15 protein-coding genes and 1 pseudogene are annotated in these 14,520 nt (G+C 72.9%); 7 read left to right on the top strand and 9 right to left on the bottom strand.

Annotation, left to right across the window (positions count from 1 at the left end):
* Positions 1-27: 27 nt before the first annotated feature.
* Positions 28-756, bottom strand: coding sequence for a response regulator transcription factor (locus ACYVL2_RS15275; RefSeq protein ID WP_460544834.1), 729 nt, complete (start codon positions 754-756; stop codon positions 28-30).
* A 49-nt stretch (positions 757-805) separates the two neighbouring features.
* On the bottom strand, positions 806-1,417 hold the full coding sequence (locus tag ACYVL2_RS15270) for a helix-turn-helix domain-containing protein (protein ID WP_460544832.1): 612 nt from the start codon (positions 1,415-1,417) through the stop codon (positions 806-808).
* An 88-nt stretch (positions 1,418-1,505) separates the two neighbouring features.
* Here ACYVL2_RS15270 and ACYVL2_RS15265 point away from each other — a divergent pair, with 88 nt between their 5' ends.
* Positions 1,506-2,471, top strand: coding sequence for an NAD(P)/FAD-dependent oxidoreductase (locus tag ACYVL2_RS15265; RefSeq protein ID WP_460544830.1), 966 nt, complete (start codon positions 1,506-1,508; stop codon positions 2,469-2,471).
* Between the two features lie 12 nt (positions 2,472-2,483).
* Here ACYVL2_RS15265 and ACYVL2_RS15260 read toward each other — a convergent pair whose 3' ends face one another.
* From ACYVL2_RS15260 to ACYVL2_RS15240, 5 genes are all read right to left on the bottom strand, one after another.
* Positions 2,484-2,783, bottom strand: a complete 300-nt coding sequence (locus ACYVL2_RS15260) for a putative quinol monooxygenase (RefSeq protein ID WP_460544828.1) — start codon at positions 2,781-2,783, stop codon at positions 2,484-2,486.
* Between the two features lie 84 nt (positions 2,784-2,867).
* Positions 2,868-3,248: a DUF4180 domain-containing protein gene (locus ACYVL2_RS15255; protein WP_460544826.1), complete on the bottom strand. Its 381-nt coding sequence runs from the start codon at positions 3,246-3,248 to the stop codon at positions 2,868-2,870.
* A gap of 69 nt (positions 3,249-3,317) precedes the next feature.
* Complete coding sequence (locus tag ACYVL2_RS15250) at positions 3,318-3,704, bottom strand: DnaJ family domain-containing protein (RefSeq protein ID WP_460544824.1); 387 nt, start codon at positions 3,702-3,704, stop codon at positions 3,318-3,320.
* Positions 3,705-3,740: 36 nt separating this feature from the next.
* The gene (trhA, locus tag ACYVL2_RS15245) at positions 3,741-4,394 is read right to left on the bottom strand and encodes a PAQR family membrane homeostasis protein (protein ID WP_460544822.1); all 654 of its coding nucleotides are present in this window, start codon (positions 4,392-4,394) and stop codon (positions 3,741-3,743) included.
* A gap of 87 nt (positions 4,395-4,481) precedes the next feature.
* Entirely contained in the window at positions 4,482-5,615 is a 1,134-nt protein-coding gene (locus tag ACYVL2_RS15240; RefSeq protein WP_460544820.1) for a glycosyltransferase family 4 protein, read from the bottom strand.
* A gap of 150 nt (positions 5,616-5,765) precedes the next feature.
* Between ACYVL2_RS15240 and ACYVL2_RS15235 the strand changes: the two genes are divergently transcribed.
* Entirely contained in the window at positions 5,766-6,464 is a 699-nt protein-coding gene (locus tag ACYVL2_RS15235; protein ID WP_460544818.1) for a DUF6319 family protein, read from the top strand.
* 10 nt (positions 6,465-6,474) lie between these two features.
* Here ACYVL2_RS15235 and ACYVL2_RS15230 read toward each other — a convergent pair whose 3' ends face one another.
* The gene (locus ACYVL2_RS15230) at positions 6,475-6,987 is read right to left on the bottom strand and encodes a LuxR family transcriptional regulator (RefSeq protein WP_460544816.1); all 513 of its coding nucleotides are present in this window, start codon (positions 6,985-6,987) and stop codon (positions 6,475-6,477) included.
* On the bottom strand, positions 6,984-9,431 hold the full coding sequence (locus ACYVL2_RS15225) for a helix-turn-helix transcriptional regulator (RefSeq protein ID WP_460544814.1): 2,448 nt from the start codon (positions 9,429-9,431) through the stop codon (positions 6,984-6,986). The genes ACYVL2_RS15230 and ACYVL2_RS15225 overlap by 4 nt, the downstream gene beginning before the upstream one ends.
* 181 nt (positions 9,432-9,612) lie before the next feature.
* On the opposite strand from ACYVL2_RS15225, the gene ACYVL2_RS15220 reads away from it, so the two are divergent.
* The 5 genes and pseudogenes from ACYVL2_RS15220 to ACYVL2_RS15200 form a co-directional block, all read left to right on the top strand.
* Entirely contained in the window at positions 9,613-11,103 is a 1,491-nt protein-coding gene (locus ACYVL2_RS15220) for a dynamin family protein (protein ID WP_460544812.1), read from the top strand.
* A gap of 18 nt (positions 11,104-11,121) precedes the next feature.
* Complete coding sequence (locus ACYVL2_RS15215; RefSeq protein WP_460544811.1) at positions 11,122-11,640, top strand: nucleotide exchange factor GrpE; 519 nt, start codon at positions 11,122-11,124, stop codon at positions 11,638-11,640.
* Positions 11,637-13,523 (top strand): dynamin family protein, encoded by a 1,887-nt coding sequence (locus ACYVL2_RS15210; RefSeq protein ID WP_460544809.1) that lies wholly within the window; start codon positions 11,637-11,639, stop codon positions 13,521-13,523. Before ACYVL2_RS15215 ends, ACYVL2_RS15210 begins: the two co-directional genes overlap by 4 nt.
* Positions 13,516-14,010 carry a hypothetical protein gene (locus ACYVL2_RS15205; RefSeq protein WP_460544807.1) on the top strand — a complete coding sequence of 165 codons (495 nt, stop codon included), beginning with the start codon at positions 13,516-13,518 and terminating at the stop codon, positions 14,008-14,010. The genes ACYVL2_RS15210 and ACYVL2_RS15205 overlap by 8 nt, the downstream gene beginning before the upstream one ends.
* A 57-nt stretch (positions 14,011-14,067) precedes the next feature.
* Positions 14,068-14,520: pseudogene (locus ACYVL2_RS15200) on the top strand (molybdopterin-binding oxidoreductase); the annotation flags it as partial.

Below are 14,520 nucleotides of genomic sequence, written 5' to 3'. Positions count from 1 at the left end.
GTGCCGCTCCCCCGCCGGCGGGGCCGTTCAGGCCGGTTTGAGGACGTAGCCGACGCCGCGGACGGTGTGGATCATCGGCGCGTCCTCGTTGCCTATCTTGCGGCGCAGGTAGGAGATGTAGAGGTCGACGATGCTGGAGCGGCCTTGGAAGTCGTGGCTCCAGACTTGGTGGAGGATCTGGCTTTTGCTCAGGACGCGGCGGGGGTTGCGCATGAGGTAGCGCAGGAGCCGGAACTCGGTGTCGGTGAGGTCGACGGGAGCGCCGCCTCGGTTGACTTCGCGGGCGGCCTCGTTGAGTTCCAGGTCGCCGACGACCAGTCGGGGCGGCGGGGCGTCGGTCGGGCCGGTGCTGCGGCGCAGGATGCATTTGAGGCGCAGCATGACTTCTTCGAGGTTGAAGGGTTTGGCGACGTAGTCGTCGGCGCCGGCGGCCAGGCAGCCGATGCGGCGTCCGGTGCCGTCGTCGGCGGCCAGGACCAGCACGGGGGTGTCGGGGAATTCGGCGCGGATGCGGCCCAGGAGGGCCAGTCCGTCCATGTCGGGCATCTGCAGTTCGGTGACGACGAGTCGGGGTCGCTGTGTCCGAAGGTGCGCCAGCGCGGTGGCGCCGTCGCGGGCGCCGATGGGGTGCCAGCCTTCGAGTCGGCAGGCGGTGTCGAGGATGTCGTGCACGTTCGGGTCGGGGTCGGCTGTGAGGATCCTAGTGAGGGTGGAGTCGGATCCGTCCAGCCTTGGTCGGTCAAGGGTGAACTCCACATGAACATTCTAATGCCGACAAACTACATATACCAATGTTCATCGATGCCTATTTGTCGTCGTCGGTGTCGTTCTTGCCGGCCGGGCGGGCTTTGACGTGGATCTTCTCGCCTTGCGGTCCGAACAGGCTCAGGAATTCGACCGGTTCGGGGCCGGGGTTGGCGAATCCGTGCGGGACGCGGGTGTCGAACTCGGCGGCTTCGCCGGCTTCGAGGATGAGGTCGTGGGGGCCCAGGACCATGCGCAGTCGCCCTGAGAGGACGTAGAGCCATTCGTAGCCGCCGTGGACGCGCTGTTCGGGTCTGCGGTCGGGGTCGGGGGCGACCGGGAGGATCTGCTTGTAGGCCTGGAGTCCGCCGAGGTTGCGGGTGAGGGGGATGAAGGTGTGGCCCCATCGTTTGAACGGGCGCATGTGGATGCGCGGGTCGCCGGTGGGCGGGGCGCCGACGAGGTCGTCGAGTTGGACGCCGTGGGCTTTGGCCAGTGGCAGCAGCAGTTCGAGGGTGGGTTTGCGCTGGCCGGATTCGAGGCGCGAGAGGGTGCTCAGGGAGATGCCGGTGGTGCTGCTCAGTTGGGTGAGGGTGGTGCCTTTGGCTTGGCGCAGGTCGCGCAGGCGTGGGCCTACGGCGGTGATGACGTCGGTCAGTTCGTGGTCTTCCATGCTCCCATTATTGCCGTATTGGCAAGATATTTGCCACTGGCGTGGGGGCGGGGGCAGGATCGTGGGGTATCGAGACCGAGGAGGACCGATGTCAGTAGACGAATTCGATGTGGTGGTGGTCGGCGGCGGGGCGGCCGGGTTGAGCGGGGCGCTCACGTTGGCGCGGGCCCGGCGTTCGGTGCTGGTCGTCGACGCCGGTCGGCCGCGCAACGCTCCGGCCGAGGGCATCCACGCGTACCTGACCCGTGACCGGATGAGCCCGCGCTCGTTCGTCGAGGCCGGCCGGGAGGAGGTGCGCGGCTACGGCGGTGTGATCCGCGAGGGGGCCGTGGCCGCGATCGAGACCGCCGAGGAGGGCTTCACGGTCGGTCTCGATGGCGGCGCGGCGGTGCGGGGCCGGCGGCTGCTGGTGGCCACCGGGCTGGTCGACGAGCTTCCGGCCGTGCCGGGCCTGGCCGAGCGGTGGGGGCGCGAGGTGCTGCACTGCCCGTACTGCCACGGCTGGGAGGTCCGCGACCAGGCCGTCGCGGTCCTGGCGACCGGTCCCCTTTCGGTGCATCAGGCGTTGATGTGGCGGCAGTGGACCGATCAGGTGACGCTGCTGCGGCATACCGCCGGGGCTTTCGCTCCCGACGAGGAGGAGCGCTTGGCGGCCATGGGGGTGGCGGTCGTCGACGGCGAGGTGGCGGCTGTGAACGTCGAAGGCGGCCGTCTGGCCGGGGTGGTGCTGGCCGACGGCGGGACCGTGGCGTGCCGGGCCTTGGTGGTGGCGCCGAAGTTCACCGCGTCGGCGGGTCTGCTGGCCGGTCTGGGTCTGGAGGCGACGCCGCTGATGCGCGAGGGGCACCAGATCGGCTCCTATGTCGAGACCGACCCGACCGGGGCGACGGCCGTGTCCGGGGTGTGGGCGGCCGGGAACGTCGCCAATCCGATGGCGCAGGTCGTGGCGGCGGCCGAGTCCGGGGTCCGGGCCGGGGCGGCGATCAACGCCGACCTGACCGAGGCCGCGGTCCGCTCGGCCGTGGAAGCCCGGAGGGCGGCGCTGGCGCGCTAGGGGCCGGACGGTTCAGAGTTCGGCCTGCTGGGCGTGGAAGATGCGGACTTCGGCCGGGGACTGGCGCAGCCGGTCGAGGACGGCCGAGGCGGCCCGGTGGTGGTCGGCCTCGAGGTGGGCTTTGAGGCTGTCGGCGTCGGTCCATTCTTCGAGGCACACGAACCGGGTGGGGTCTTCCAGGTCGGCGGCGAAGCTGTAGTGCAGGCAGCCTTCGTCGCCGGCCCTGGTCGCGTCTTGGAGGGCCTTGAGCGCTTCGATGAACTCCTGGCGGTGTTCTATCCGGCATTGCAGGAATACGTGTACGGCGATCATGAGGCCACGGTAGCCGGTCGTTCACCTCCCGGTCGCCGTTCGGGGCCGGTGGCCGCCACTCCCCCGCCGCTCCATCGGGTCCGGTCAGGCCGCGCCCGATGGTGCGAGGCGGTTCTCGAGTGCGGCCAGGTCGGGGGTGAACCAGACGGCGCGGCCGCGGTTGCTTTCGGCGACCAGGGCCCGCAGTGAGTCGCTGGCCGCGGCGCGGGAGGCGACGTCGCCGACCACGGCCAGGCCGACCTTGTAGTTGGCGCATTTCTGGGCGATGTCGCCGAACACGCCGGTGCGCAGGTCGAAGAACGCCTCGTCGAGCCGGGCGGCGGGGACGGCGAGCCACTCGGCTTGGTGCTCAAAGGCCGCGCCGATGAGGTCGGTGGCCTCCTCGCCGCTGCGGCCGAGCGCTTCGCCGTCGGGGTCGAACAGGAGCACCGGGGTTTGGTGGAGGTGGATCAGTTGCGCGGTCATCGCTTCGCTTCCTGGTTGGTGGGTACGGCCAGTCTCGCAAGCGCCGTGGCGGGGCGCAACCGGATTCGCTCAGCGTCGGCGTTCGCGCCAGGCGGCGAGGGCCGTTTCGGTCTCGACCGGCCCGAAGTGGAGCGGCGGGCCGTCCGGTGGGCCGATGAGGGCCGCCCGGATGCGTTCGTTCAGTTCATCGAGGTGGGCTCGCACGGCCGTCTCGTCCTCGAGCCGGTCCAAGGTGGTCTCGAGGTCGGCGACTTCGCGGCGCAGCCGCAGGTTGACCGGCAGCGCCTGGTCGCCGATGTTCTCCCTGGCGGCCTTCTGGCGCAGCCACCAGTCCTGGTCGAGTCGCTCGCCGATGCCCGGCAGCGGTTTGCCGGATCCCGGCAGGTTCTGGAACTCGCCTCGCTCTTCGGCCTCGCGGAGCATCCGCTCGACGCCGGCCGCCCGCCTGTCGCTCATGGCCGCCTCCTCGCTTTTGCCTGCATCGTAACCGGGTCAGGCGGCGGTGTGCACCACCAGCGCGACGGCGGCGAACTGGGTGGCGTAGGCGGCCAGGGTGAAGGCGTGGAAGACCTCGTGGAAGCCGAACCAGACCGGTCTGGGGTCGGGGCGTTTGCGCGCGTACACCACGGCCCCGGCGGTGTAGAGGACGCCGCCGGCGATGATGAGCGCGGTCGCCGCGGCCCCGGCGCCGTCGATCAGTTGCGGCAGCACGAACACGGCCATCCAGCCCAGGACGATGTACAGGGCCGTGTAGAGCCAGCGCGGGGCGCTGAGCCACAGGGTGCGGAAGGCGACGCCGGCGATCGCGCCGGTCCAGATGACGGTGAGCAGGCCGATGCGGGCGGCGCCGTCGAGGGCGAGGGCGGCGACGGGGGTGTAGGTGCCGGCGATGATGAGGTAGATGTTGGCGTGGTCGAGCCGTTTGAGTCGCATGGTGGCCGCGGGGCTGAGGGTGGCGCGGTGGTAGAGGGCGGAGACGCCGAACAGGGCCACTGAGGTGGCGACGTAGATCGCGCAGGCCAGTCGGGCGGTCTGGGTCGGTCCGGTGGCGATGAGGATGAGGCCGGCGGCCAGTGCGGCTGGGAGGGCGGCGAGGTGGAGCCAGCCGCGCAGGCGGGGTTTGACGGCCTCGAGGACGGTTTCCATGGGTCGACGATACCGAGTGAAGTTACTGTCTGGTAGTGCTTTGGGTCCCCTATCGCCGGTGGGCCTGGGCCCACCGATTCGCCGCTGTCATGCCGTCGGGACGGGCCTGGTGCGGTGTCTGGCCTCGAGCGCCTGCCGGTAGTAGCCGATGAGGGCGTCGCCTTCGGCTTCCCAGGTGCGGCCGAGGACTTTGGTGCGGCCTCTGCGGCCCCATCCGCGGAGCATGGCCCGCTGTTGGGCCAGGGCGGCGACGGCGGCCGCCAGCGCGTGGGAGTCGCCTTGGGGGAAGCGGGCGCCGTCGACGCCGGGGTCGACCAGTTCGGCGGCGCCGCCGGCGTCGACGGCCAGGACGGGGACGGCGGAGGCGTGGGCTTCCTGGATGGTCTGCCCGAAGGTCTCGAATGGTCCGGTGTGGATGAACAGGTCGAGGGTGGCGTAGAGGCGGGAGAGGTCTTCGCCGTGGAGGTTGCCGAGGAACGCCGCCTGGGGCATGAGCCGCTCGAGGCTGCGGCGCCGGGGGCCGTCGCCGGCGATGACCAGTCGCACGCCGGGCAGTTCGGAGGCGGCTTTGAGCAGGTGGAGGTGTTTTTCGCGGGCGAGTCTGCCGACGTAGCCGATGAGCAGTTCGCCGGCTCCGGCCAGGGTGCGGTGGAGGGACTGGTCGCGCCAGGCGGGGTCGAAGCGGGCGGTGTCGACCCCGTGTGGGAGGACGGCGACGCGGTCGATGCCTTGGGCGGCCAGGGCCCGGGCGGTGCAGTGGGTGAGGGCGAGGTTGATGCTGGCTTGGGAGTGGATGCGGCGCAGGCGTCGCCAGACGAGTTGTTCGAAGGCGGTCAGGTGGTAGGCGCGGGTGTAGGCGGGCAGGTCGGTCTGCCAGACGGCGACGGTGGGGGTGCCGGTGGCGGTGGCGTAGTCGGCGGCGCGGGCGGTGTATCCGAACGGTGAGGCCAGGTGGATGATGTCGGGCCGGTGCCGGTCGAGGGCGTCGGTGAGGGCGCGTCCGGCCAGGCCGGCGCGAAAGTTGCGGTAGGCGGGCACGGGCACCGAGCGGACGTGGACGACCGGCCAGGGGTGGGCCGGGGCGGTGCGCGGTCCGGGGTCGGGGGCGATGACGACCGGTTCGAGGCCGCGGTCGTGGAGGTGCTGGGCGGTGCGGGCCACTGAGCGGGCGACGCCGTTGACCTGGGGCGGGAACGATTCGGTGACGAGGGCGACTTTCATATGCGCAGCGTATGGGGCTCTGGCGGCGTTGGCCCTAACCGGAAATGGCGTGGGTTTGAACCGTTGCCGACCTTCTCGGTGCGGGGTGGTGTCACAGGCCTGGTGTAGGTGTTGGAGGATGCAGCCGTTGCCCATGGAAGGAGCCCCGTGATGTCACTGTCGAGTGCCGACATCTCCCATCTGGAATCGGTGTTGGCCCAAGGGAAGAAACCGAAGGTGGTGTTCACCGACTCGGCCGGGCAGGTGGCCGGCAGGTCGGGCAAGGTCGTGTCGTTGGACGCCTCGAGGGAGGGCGATTTCGTGCTGGTGGCCTTCGGGTCCGACCAGTTGCCGTTCGCCCCTGCCGAGTTGCGTCTGCCCGAGCGCGGTGAGGCCGCTCGGGCCAAGCCCCCGCGGCAGCGGACCGGCCCGGTCGAGCCGAAGGCGCCGTCCGGTCCCGGTCTGCTGCCCGATGAGCCGGCGGCCGCCAAGGCCGCCTCGAGTGAGAGGAAGAACAGCGGCGTGAGTCAGAGCAGTGAGGCGGCGCCTGCCGCTCCGGCGCGCAAGCGCGCACCGCGGCAGCGGTCGGCGAAGGACAAGCACCCGGAGTTGACGGTCACGTTGACCTATGAGGACGGCGAGTGGGCGGTGTCGGCCGCCAAGGGCGCGCGCACGATCGTCAAGGGCGCCTCGGTCGGTCATGCCGCGGCGCTGGCGATGTGTCAGGCGTGCGAGTCGGTGGAGGTCTCGGAGGTGGTGACCGAGGTGGTCGAGAAGATCCGTTCGGAGGCCGCCGAGGAGGCCGCGGCGCTGCGCAAGCGTCTGGAGGAGGCCGAGGCGCGTCTGGCCGAGCTCGGCGCGACCGAGTAGCGGCCGGCGGTCACCCGCGGGCGTGTTTGATGTAGATCATGACCGCTTCGCGGGTGGTCTTGACCCCGAGTGTCGCTCGGGCGGCGGCGATGCGGCGGTTGGCCGTCCGCAGTGACACGTATTCGGCTTCGGCCGCGGCGGCGATGGTCGATCCGGCGGCGAGCCGGTTGAGCAGTGAGCGCTGCTCGGCGTCGAGGTCGAGGCCGTCGTCGACTTCGGCTTTGCCGGGCATGAGGCCGACCGGGCCGATCCGCCTGAGGTCGGCGGCGAGGGCGAGGGCGATCTTGCCGCCGGCGACGGCGACGACGCCGGCGCCGCGGGCGGCGGCCAGGACCGCTTGGGAGGCGGTGTGGTCGTCGCCGACCGGGCCGTGGGCGAGCAGGCGGCGTTCGGTCAGGTCCCAGGTCTGCTCGAGCAGCGCGAAGCCGCGGTGGGCCCTCCAGCCGGCGGCGGTGCAGCGGCGGATGATGGCGTCGCCTTCGCCGCCGGTGGCGACGACGTGGAGCGGGAGCGGTTCGGTCATGCCGCACCGGGCCCGGTGTCGAGCAGGACGGCCGCTTCGGTGCGGGTCTTGGCGCCGAGTTTGCGCATCCCCGAGCGGATGTGGGTCTCGACCGTCTCGGCGGTGATGCCGAGGATTTCGGCGATGCGGCGGGAGGGGTGGCCGCCGGCGACGTGGCGGAGCACTTCGATCTCGCGTTCGGTCAGTCCGCCGGCGCCGCGGGCGCTGCGGCGGTCGCGGCGCACGTCGTGGCGGCGCAGGGAGCGTTTGGCGCGTCCGGCCAGGACGGTCAGGCCGTGGGTCTCGGCGATCTGTTCGGCCGTCTCGAGCGCTTCGACCGCGGCGGCGGCCTCGCGGGTGTGGGCGGCCAGGGCCAGCAGGCAGCGGACCTGCTCGCGTGCGGCCAGTCCGGCCCAGGTGTCGGCGGCGGCGGCGAAGTCCTCGCCGCGGGCGGCGTCCCAGGCTTCGATGGTGGTCTGGACGGGGCCCGGCCAGCTCGCCTGGGCGCTTTCGGCCGGGTCGGTGCCGGTGTCGTAGGCGATCCAGCGGCCGGTGATGTGGGCCAGGCCGCCGACCAGGCCGGCCCCGGCCTCGCACGGCCTCGGGTCGGGTTGGCCGTCGAGCCAGGCCGTTTCGTGTCCGAGCCAGTCGACCAGGCCTTTGAGGGCCGCCGGCGGGTCCTCCAGTCCGGCCAGGCGGGCGCGGGCGGCCCCCAGGGCGCCGGTGTCGGCTTCGGCCAGGGCGAGCGCGGCGGCGATGAGGGTGTCGGCCACGGCCGGGAGGGCGTGGTCGGCGAGGGTCTGGGCGGTGGCGATGAGGTGGTCGAGGCCGGTGCCGGACAGGACCAGGCACCATGCGGCGGCGGCGAGGAACCGCGTCTGCCACGAGTAGGCCCCGGCCCGGGCGCAGGCGGCGGCGGCCTCGCGGGCGGCCGCTTCGGCTTCGGCCAGGCGGGCGTCGTCGGCCAGGGCGATCACGCGGGTCCAGGCGCACCAGTTGGCGCAGCGCAGGTCGCCGGCGTTCCGGGCGAGGGCTTCGGCCTCGGCGAGGGCGTCGGGGTCGTCGCCGGCGAGCGCGGCGGCCAGGCCGGGGTGGTCGAGACCGTCGGCGTAGGCGGTGCGCAGTGCCGCGGCGAGGTCGTCTCGTTGGTCGGGTTCGGCGCTCAGCAGCCGCAGTTGGTCGGTTTCGGGTCCCGGCGGGGCCGCGGTCAGGGCCTGGTGCGCGCCGGCCCGGTCGCCGAGGGCCAGCAGCGCCCAGGCCCGGGTCCGGGCCGTTTCGGGGCCGGTGTGGTCGGCCAGGGCCGCCAGGGCGGCCCGGGGGCGGCCGGCGGCCAGGGCGGCGGCCGCCGCGGCGGTGCGGGTGGCCGGGTCGAGTGCGACGGCCAGCAGGAGCGCTTCGGCGCGGGCCGAGGGCCCGGTCGCGGCCCGCGCCGCGGCCAGGGCGGCGGCCTTGGCCCGGTCGGTCAGTCCGGCGGCGTGGGCGTGGCGGGCCGACTCCAGGCCGGTGGTCGATTCGGCCAGGTGGGCGTGCATGGCCGCTCGGGCGTCGCGGTCGAGGATGCCGGCGGCGATCTCGGCCATCCAGGGGCTGGCCGCTCGCAGGTGGGCGCCGTCGGCGACGGCGATGCCGGCCTCGACCAGGAGGGCGGCGCCGTCGCCGAGCAGGCTGGGGTGCGCCGGGCGGCCCAGCAGCCCCAGGGCGGCCAGGGCGGTGCGGCCCGCTCGTGGCAGGTCGGCGATCGCGTCGGCCGCGGCGGCGGTGGGGTCGGCCGCGGCGGCGGTGGGGTCGGCGACGCGTTCGAAGTCCGGTTCGGCGTCGGTGTGGCCGGCCCGTCGCGCCAGCGCGGTCAGTGCCAGGGGGTTGCCGCCGCCGCGGGCCAGGATCGCCGCGACGCGGTGGCCGGGCAGGGCGGGGGCGGCCTCGCGGACGAGGGCGGCCGCTTCGGTCTCGGTCATCTCGGGCACGTCGATGACGGTGGCGACGGCCCGGAGCCGGTCGAGGACGGCCTGGTCGAGCCGGTTGGGGGTGCGCAGGGCCGCGGCGACCGGGACTCGTTCGGCCAGGGCCGGCAGGACCGCGAGGGTGGCCGCGTCGCACCATTGGAGGTCGTCGATGAGCAGGACGCCGCCGCGGGTGCGGGAGTGGACCGCTTCGGTCAGCAGCGCCAGGTCCTGGGCGGGCATGCGGGCGCGGGTGGCCCGTTCGAGCGCGAGCGCGGGCGCGTCCGAGAGCATGGCCAGGCCGCCGCCGGCGTGGACGGGCCGGCTGGCCGCTTCGGCGAGGCGGCCGAGCAGGTGGGTGCGGCCGCATCCCGGCGGTCCGGTGAAGACCACCAGGCCTTTCCCGGCTTGGAGGGCCGTGGCGGCGGTGCGGACCGCGTCGTCTCGCGGCCCTCGGGCGATCGGCGCGGCCGGTGGGGGCCGGTGTCGCTTCAGGCCGGGGGTGGGAGACGACGGGGCGGCCAAAAGGGGGCTCCTTACGCTGTGGCACGAATGGGGGAGGCGGCGCGACGCTGCCGGTTTGTATCGTCGTTGGCAGTCGACGGCTCGCCGACGCCTCTCATGATATTGCGGAAGCTCTGATGCCGCAGACCGGCGTCGGCGGCGCGGTGCTCGAGGCGTCAGTGGAAAGGGCGGATACGGCTTCATGGTGGCAGGGCGACTCTCCACGAGTGTGGCGAGCATGTGCGAGGAGCTGACCGGGAAGGTCAGCGACGGCTCGCGTGCCGTGATCGAGGAGGTGGCCGCCCGATTGGGACAGCCGTTGCGGGTGGCCGTGGCCGGGCGGCTCAAGGCCGGGAAGTCGACATTGGTCAACGCGCTCATCGGCCGGCGCGTGGCCCCGACCGCCGCCGGGGAGTGCACCAGGGTGGTCACGCAGTTCCGGTACGGCCCGGCCGACCGGGTCGAGGTGATCGACCGGGCCGGCCGCAAGCACGCCGTCCCCCTCGACGCCAGCGGTATGATCCCGACCACACTGCCGGTGGCGGCCGACGACGCGCAGCTGATCGACGTGCAGCTCTCCAGCGACCGCCTGCGCGACCTGATCGTGGTCGACACCCCCGGCCTCCAGTCGGTCAACACCGACATCTCCGAATCGGCCCGCCAGATGCTGTTCGCCGCCCCCATCGCCGACGACGTCGACGACGACTCCCGCGAGGCCGTCGCCGGAGCCGAGGCGATCATCTACGTGTTCACCCAGCAGGTCCGCGGCGACGACGTCGAAGCGCTCGAAGCGTTCGCCAAAGCCTCCCAGCAGCTGTCCAGCTCCCCGATGAACTCGCTGGCGCTCTACAACAAGGCCGACAAGCTCGCCCCCGGCCCCGGCCAGGACCCCTGGCCGGTGGCCGGCCCGATCGCCGACGAGCAGGCCACCATCCTCAAACGCGCCGTCTGCGACGTCGTCCCGGTGGTCGGCCTGCTGGCCGAGACGGCCGAGGCGGGACTGCTGACCGCCGCCGACTGCGAAGCGCTGCGCACCCTCGCCGGCCTCGACGAGGACAAACGCGCCCTCATGCTCGCCAGCGCCGGCCTGTTCGTCTCCACCGAAGGCCCGGTCGACCAGTCGCAGCGACAGCGGCTGCTCGAGCGGCTCGACCTGTACGGCATCCACTTCGCGATCGCGCACCTGCAGGCCAACCCGCACCTGGCCACCGGCGAGCTGGTGCGGCTGCTGTTCGCCGCCTCCGGGTTCCCGCGGCTGCGCACCACCCTCCACCAGATCTTCGGGGTCCGCGCCGATGTCATCAAGGCCGGCTGGGCGCTGTCCCGGCTCGACGCCGCCGCCGCCTCGGGGCCGGCCGCGGACCGGGACCTGCTGCGCGGCGCGGTCGAGTCGATCGTCGCCCGCCCCGAATACCACCGGCTGCCGCTGCTGGAGGCCGCCGCTTCGGTCACCACCGGGCAGGTGCCGCTGCCCGAGGACATGGAGGCCGAGGTCGCGCGACTGGCGTTGACCGACGACGCCGGGGTGGTCCTGGGCATGCCCGAGGCGGCCCGGCCGCAGCTGCGCCGCGCGGCCATCGAGGCCGCCTCGCGGTGGCGGGCGTTCGCCAACGGCGGCGCCACGCCCGCGCAGGCGCGGGTGGCGAACGTGGTGCATCGTGGATTCCATCTGCTGGCCCAACGACTCGGCTAGAGACGTAAGGAGAACATTGTGACGATTCGACTCGGCGGGCCCCTGGTCGGGGCGCTGGCCGGCCTCGCCGCCGCCGGACTGGGCGCCGTGCTCCTGCCCGGCGGCCCGGACTGGGGCGCCCTCGCGGTGGCCTGCGCCGCGGTCCTGGTCGCCTCCGTCGTCGCCGTCGCCACCGGCCGGTCGATCACCCCGGCCCCGCAGAGCCCGGCGCCGCCGCCGGTCGCGCCGCAGGCCGCGCAGGCCGAGACCGACCGGGCCGCGCTGGTCGAGACGTGCATCTGGGTCAGAGACCGCGCCACCTCCCCGGCCCTGGCCTCACACCTCGACCAGACCTTCAGCCGCGTCGGCGTCAGCGCCGTCGACGCCACCGGGCAGCGGTTCGACCCCTCGGTCCACGAAGCCGGATCCACCGTCGCGGCCCCCGGCCCGGCCGAGGACGGCATCATCGCCCGCACCGAGACGCCCGGCTACTCCGACCGCGGCCGGCTCCTGCGCCACCCGGTCGTGACCGTCTACCGCGGGCAGGTCAGCGCATGAGCGCCGAGGCCCCCGCCAAATCCAAGCCGAAACCGAACCCGGCCGCGCAGATCCACAAACTGTGCGCCAAGGCCGCCAAAGCCGGGACCGCCTCGCTGCGCAGCGTCGACGCCAAGGCCGCCGCCGAAGTCGACGAGGTCGCCCGCTGGCAGCCCGACAAACCGGTCGCCGTCATCGTCGGCGAAACCAAACGCGGCAAGTCCTCGCTGGTGAACGCGCTGCTGGGCACCCCGGGCCTGTCGCCGGTGGCCGCGCAGGTCGCCACCAGCGCCTACCTGGAGTTCGCCCACGCCGAACAGGCCAGCGTCCGCGCCTGGCAGCCCGGCGCGGCCGACCCGATGCTGCTGGGCGTCGGGGACCTGCGCGACTGGGCCACCCGGCTGGGCACCCTCCCCGAAGGCATGGTCCCGCCCCGGCGCATGCTCGTGGGCCACCCCGCGCCGCTGCTCAAACACCTCTCCATCGTCGACACCCCCGGCACCGGCGGACTCGACCCCGACCACGCCCAGATCGCGCTCGAAGCGGTCTCCAGGGCCACGTGCCTGATCATGGTCACCGACGCCTCCAGCCCGATGGCCAAGACCGAACTGGACTTCCTGACCGAGGCGTCCAAACGGATCAACTTCGTCGTCTTCGCCCTGACCAAGACCGACACCTACCCGGGCTGGCGGACCGTCCTCGAAGAGAACCGGGCCCTGATCGAAGCCCACGCGCCCCGGTTCCGCCACGCCCCCCACTTCCCGGTCTCGGCCATGCTCGCCGAACACGCCCTCGCCTCGACCGGCCCCACCCGCCAGGCCCTGGCCAAGGAATCGGGCATCGGGCGGCTCCAGCGAGCGCTGGTGCGCATCTCCACCTCCGGCAAGGCCCTGGTCGCCGCCAACGTCGTACGCGCCGTCCGCACCGAATTCGCGCGCCTGGCCGCGGCAGCCGCCGACGACATGAAGGCCTACGACCCCGACCCGGCCCAGGCCGACCGCCTCAAAGAAGAGAAGAAACAGGTCCTGGCCGCCCGCCGCGGCGAGACCAAGAAAGCCAACCTCGCCCTGCGCGTGGAGACCCAGCGAGCCAAGATCGAAGTCCAAGGCCGGGTCAGGACCCACCTCCAACAACTCGAAGAGGCCCTGCTCGACGAGATCGAGAAAGCCGGCAAGAACGCCCTGGAGACCCTCCCCCAGCGAGTCGACATCGCCCTCCAAGGCATCGCCGCCCGCCTGTCGGGCGAACTCCACCAACGGTTCGTCCTCCTGGCCGAAAGGGTCCTGCGGCAGGTCTTCACCGAAGAGGAACTGCGCCAAGCCACCGGGTCGATCACCGCACAACTGCGCGCGGCCGCCTCCGGCCGCGCCCGCCGCGACGCCGGCGCCGACGGGGCACTGCTCATGGCCTCCAGCGCCGGCGTGGCCATGATGGCCGGCCGCGCGGTCACCGGCGGCGCGGCCGTGGTCGGCCTCAGCGCCGCCACCGGCATCGCCTCGGTCGCGCTGGCCGCCTCCGGTATCGGCGTGGGCCTGGCCGCGGCCGGATTCCTGCTGTACCGCCGCAAGATCCAAGGCAACCGGCAGGCCGCCAAACAATGGGTGCAGCGCGTCATCGCCGAGGCCCGCGCCAACCTCAACGAGGAGATCGGCTTCCGCTTCACCGAAGTCGAATTCGTCTTCAACTCCACACTCGACGACGCTCTGGAGCGGCGCGGCGCCGAATACGACGCCCGCATCCAAGCCGCCGAACAGGCCGCCAAAGCCGACCAGGCCGCCAGGGCCAAAAAGAAAGAAGCCCTCAAGCAGCGTCGCGATTCCATGGCGCAGAAGGTCAAACAGCTCGACGAGGTGCTGGCCAAAGCCCGCACGCTCGTGCCAGGCGAGGAGGATGCCGATGGATGAGTTCGACCGATTCGACCCCGACCCGACCGGCGAACCGTTCGACGACCCGGGCCTGGACGACCAGACCGAAACCTCCCCCGCCTTCGACCCCTTCGACGACGCCGAGGTTCCCGCCGGCGACGACTTCGACCCGTTCGACGACTTCGACTCCGGCGCCGAGACGATCGAGACCGAACCCCTCGGCCCCTTCGACGTCGAGACCGACCTCGATGCGCCCGAGGACCCGACCGGACCGGGCGAAGAGACCGCCTACACCGCCACCGCAGAGGACCTCCTGGTCGACCGGGCCGACAACCCGCCGGCGTTCCCGCCCGAACTCGACCTCGACCTGCCCGAACCGGTCGACGGCTACCCGTGGGTCGACCTCGACACCCTCGGCGCGGCCGAGACCGAACCGTGGGTCAACACCGTCGACGACTCCGCATTCGCCGAAGCCGACCTCGACGACCCCGCCGCCGAAGCACTCGCCCGCTTCTGGCAGATGTAAGCAAAGCGTAAGCCCCGCTACAGCCCCACACCCGCCTCGGCGGAGGATCATGGAGACGTGACCGATCCGACCACCGACCACGGGCCCGGCCCGCGCGCCTGGGCCGCCGCCGGCGTCGCCGCGGCACTGACCGGCCTGGCCCTGGCCCACCTGACCGCGGCCCTGTTCACCGCCCGCGCCGCACCCCTGTCGGCCGTCAGCGACGTCATCATCGCCGCCAGCCCACCACAAGTCACCCAGTGGGCCATCGAAACGTTCGGCACCGCCGACAAACCGCTCCTGCAGGCCGGCATCCTCACCGCCCTGGCCGCCGTCGGCGCCGCCGCCGGCCTCGCCTGGCGACGCGACCCGCGCCTGGGCGCCGCGATCGTCCTGGCCAGCGCCGCGGCCGGCGCCGCAGCGGCCACCACCCGCCCCGGACTCGGCCCCACGGCCGCCGCCCCCGCCTTGGTCGCCGCCGCCTGGGCCGGCGCCTGCCTCCACTGGTGGGCCACCCGCGCCGCAGAAGTC

The organism is Glycomyces halotolerans (assembly GCF_054779575.1).
The sequence above is the reverse complement of the archived record's forward strand: the minus strand, read 5'-3'. Positions and strand labels throughout refer to the sequence as shown.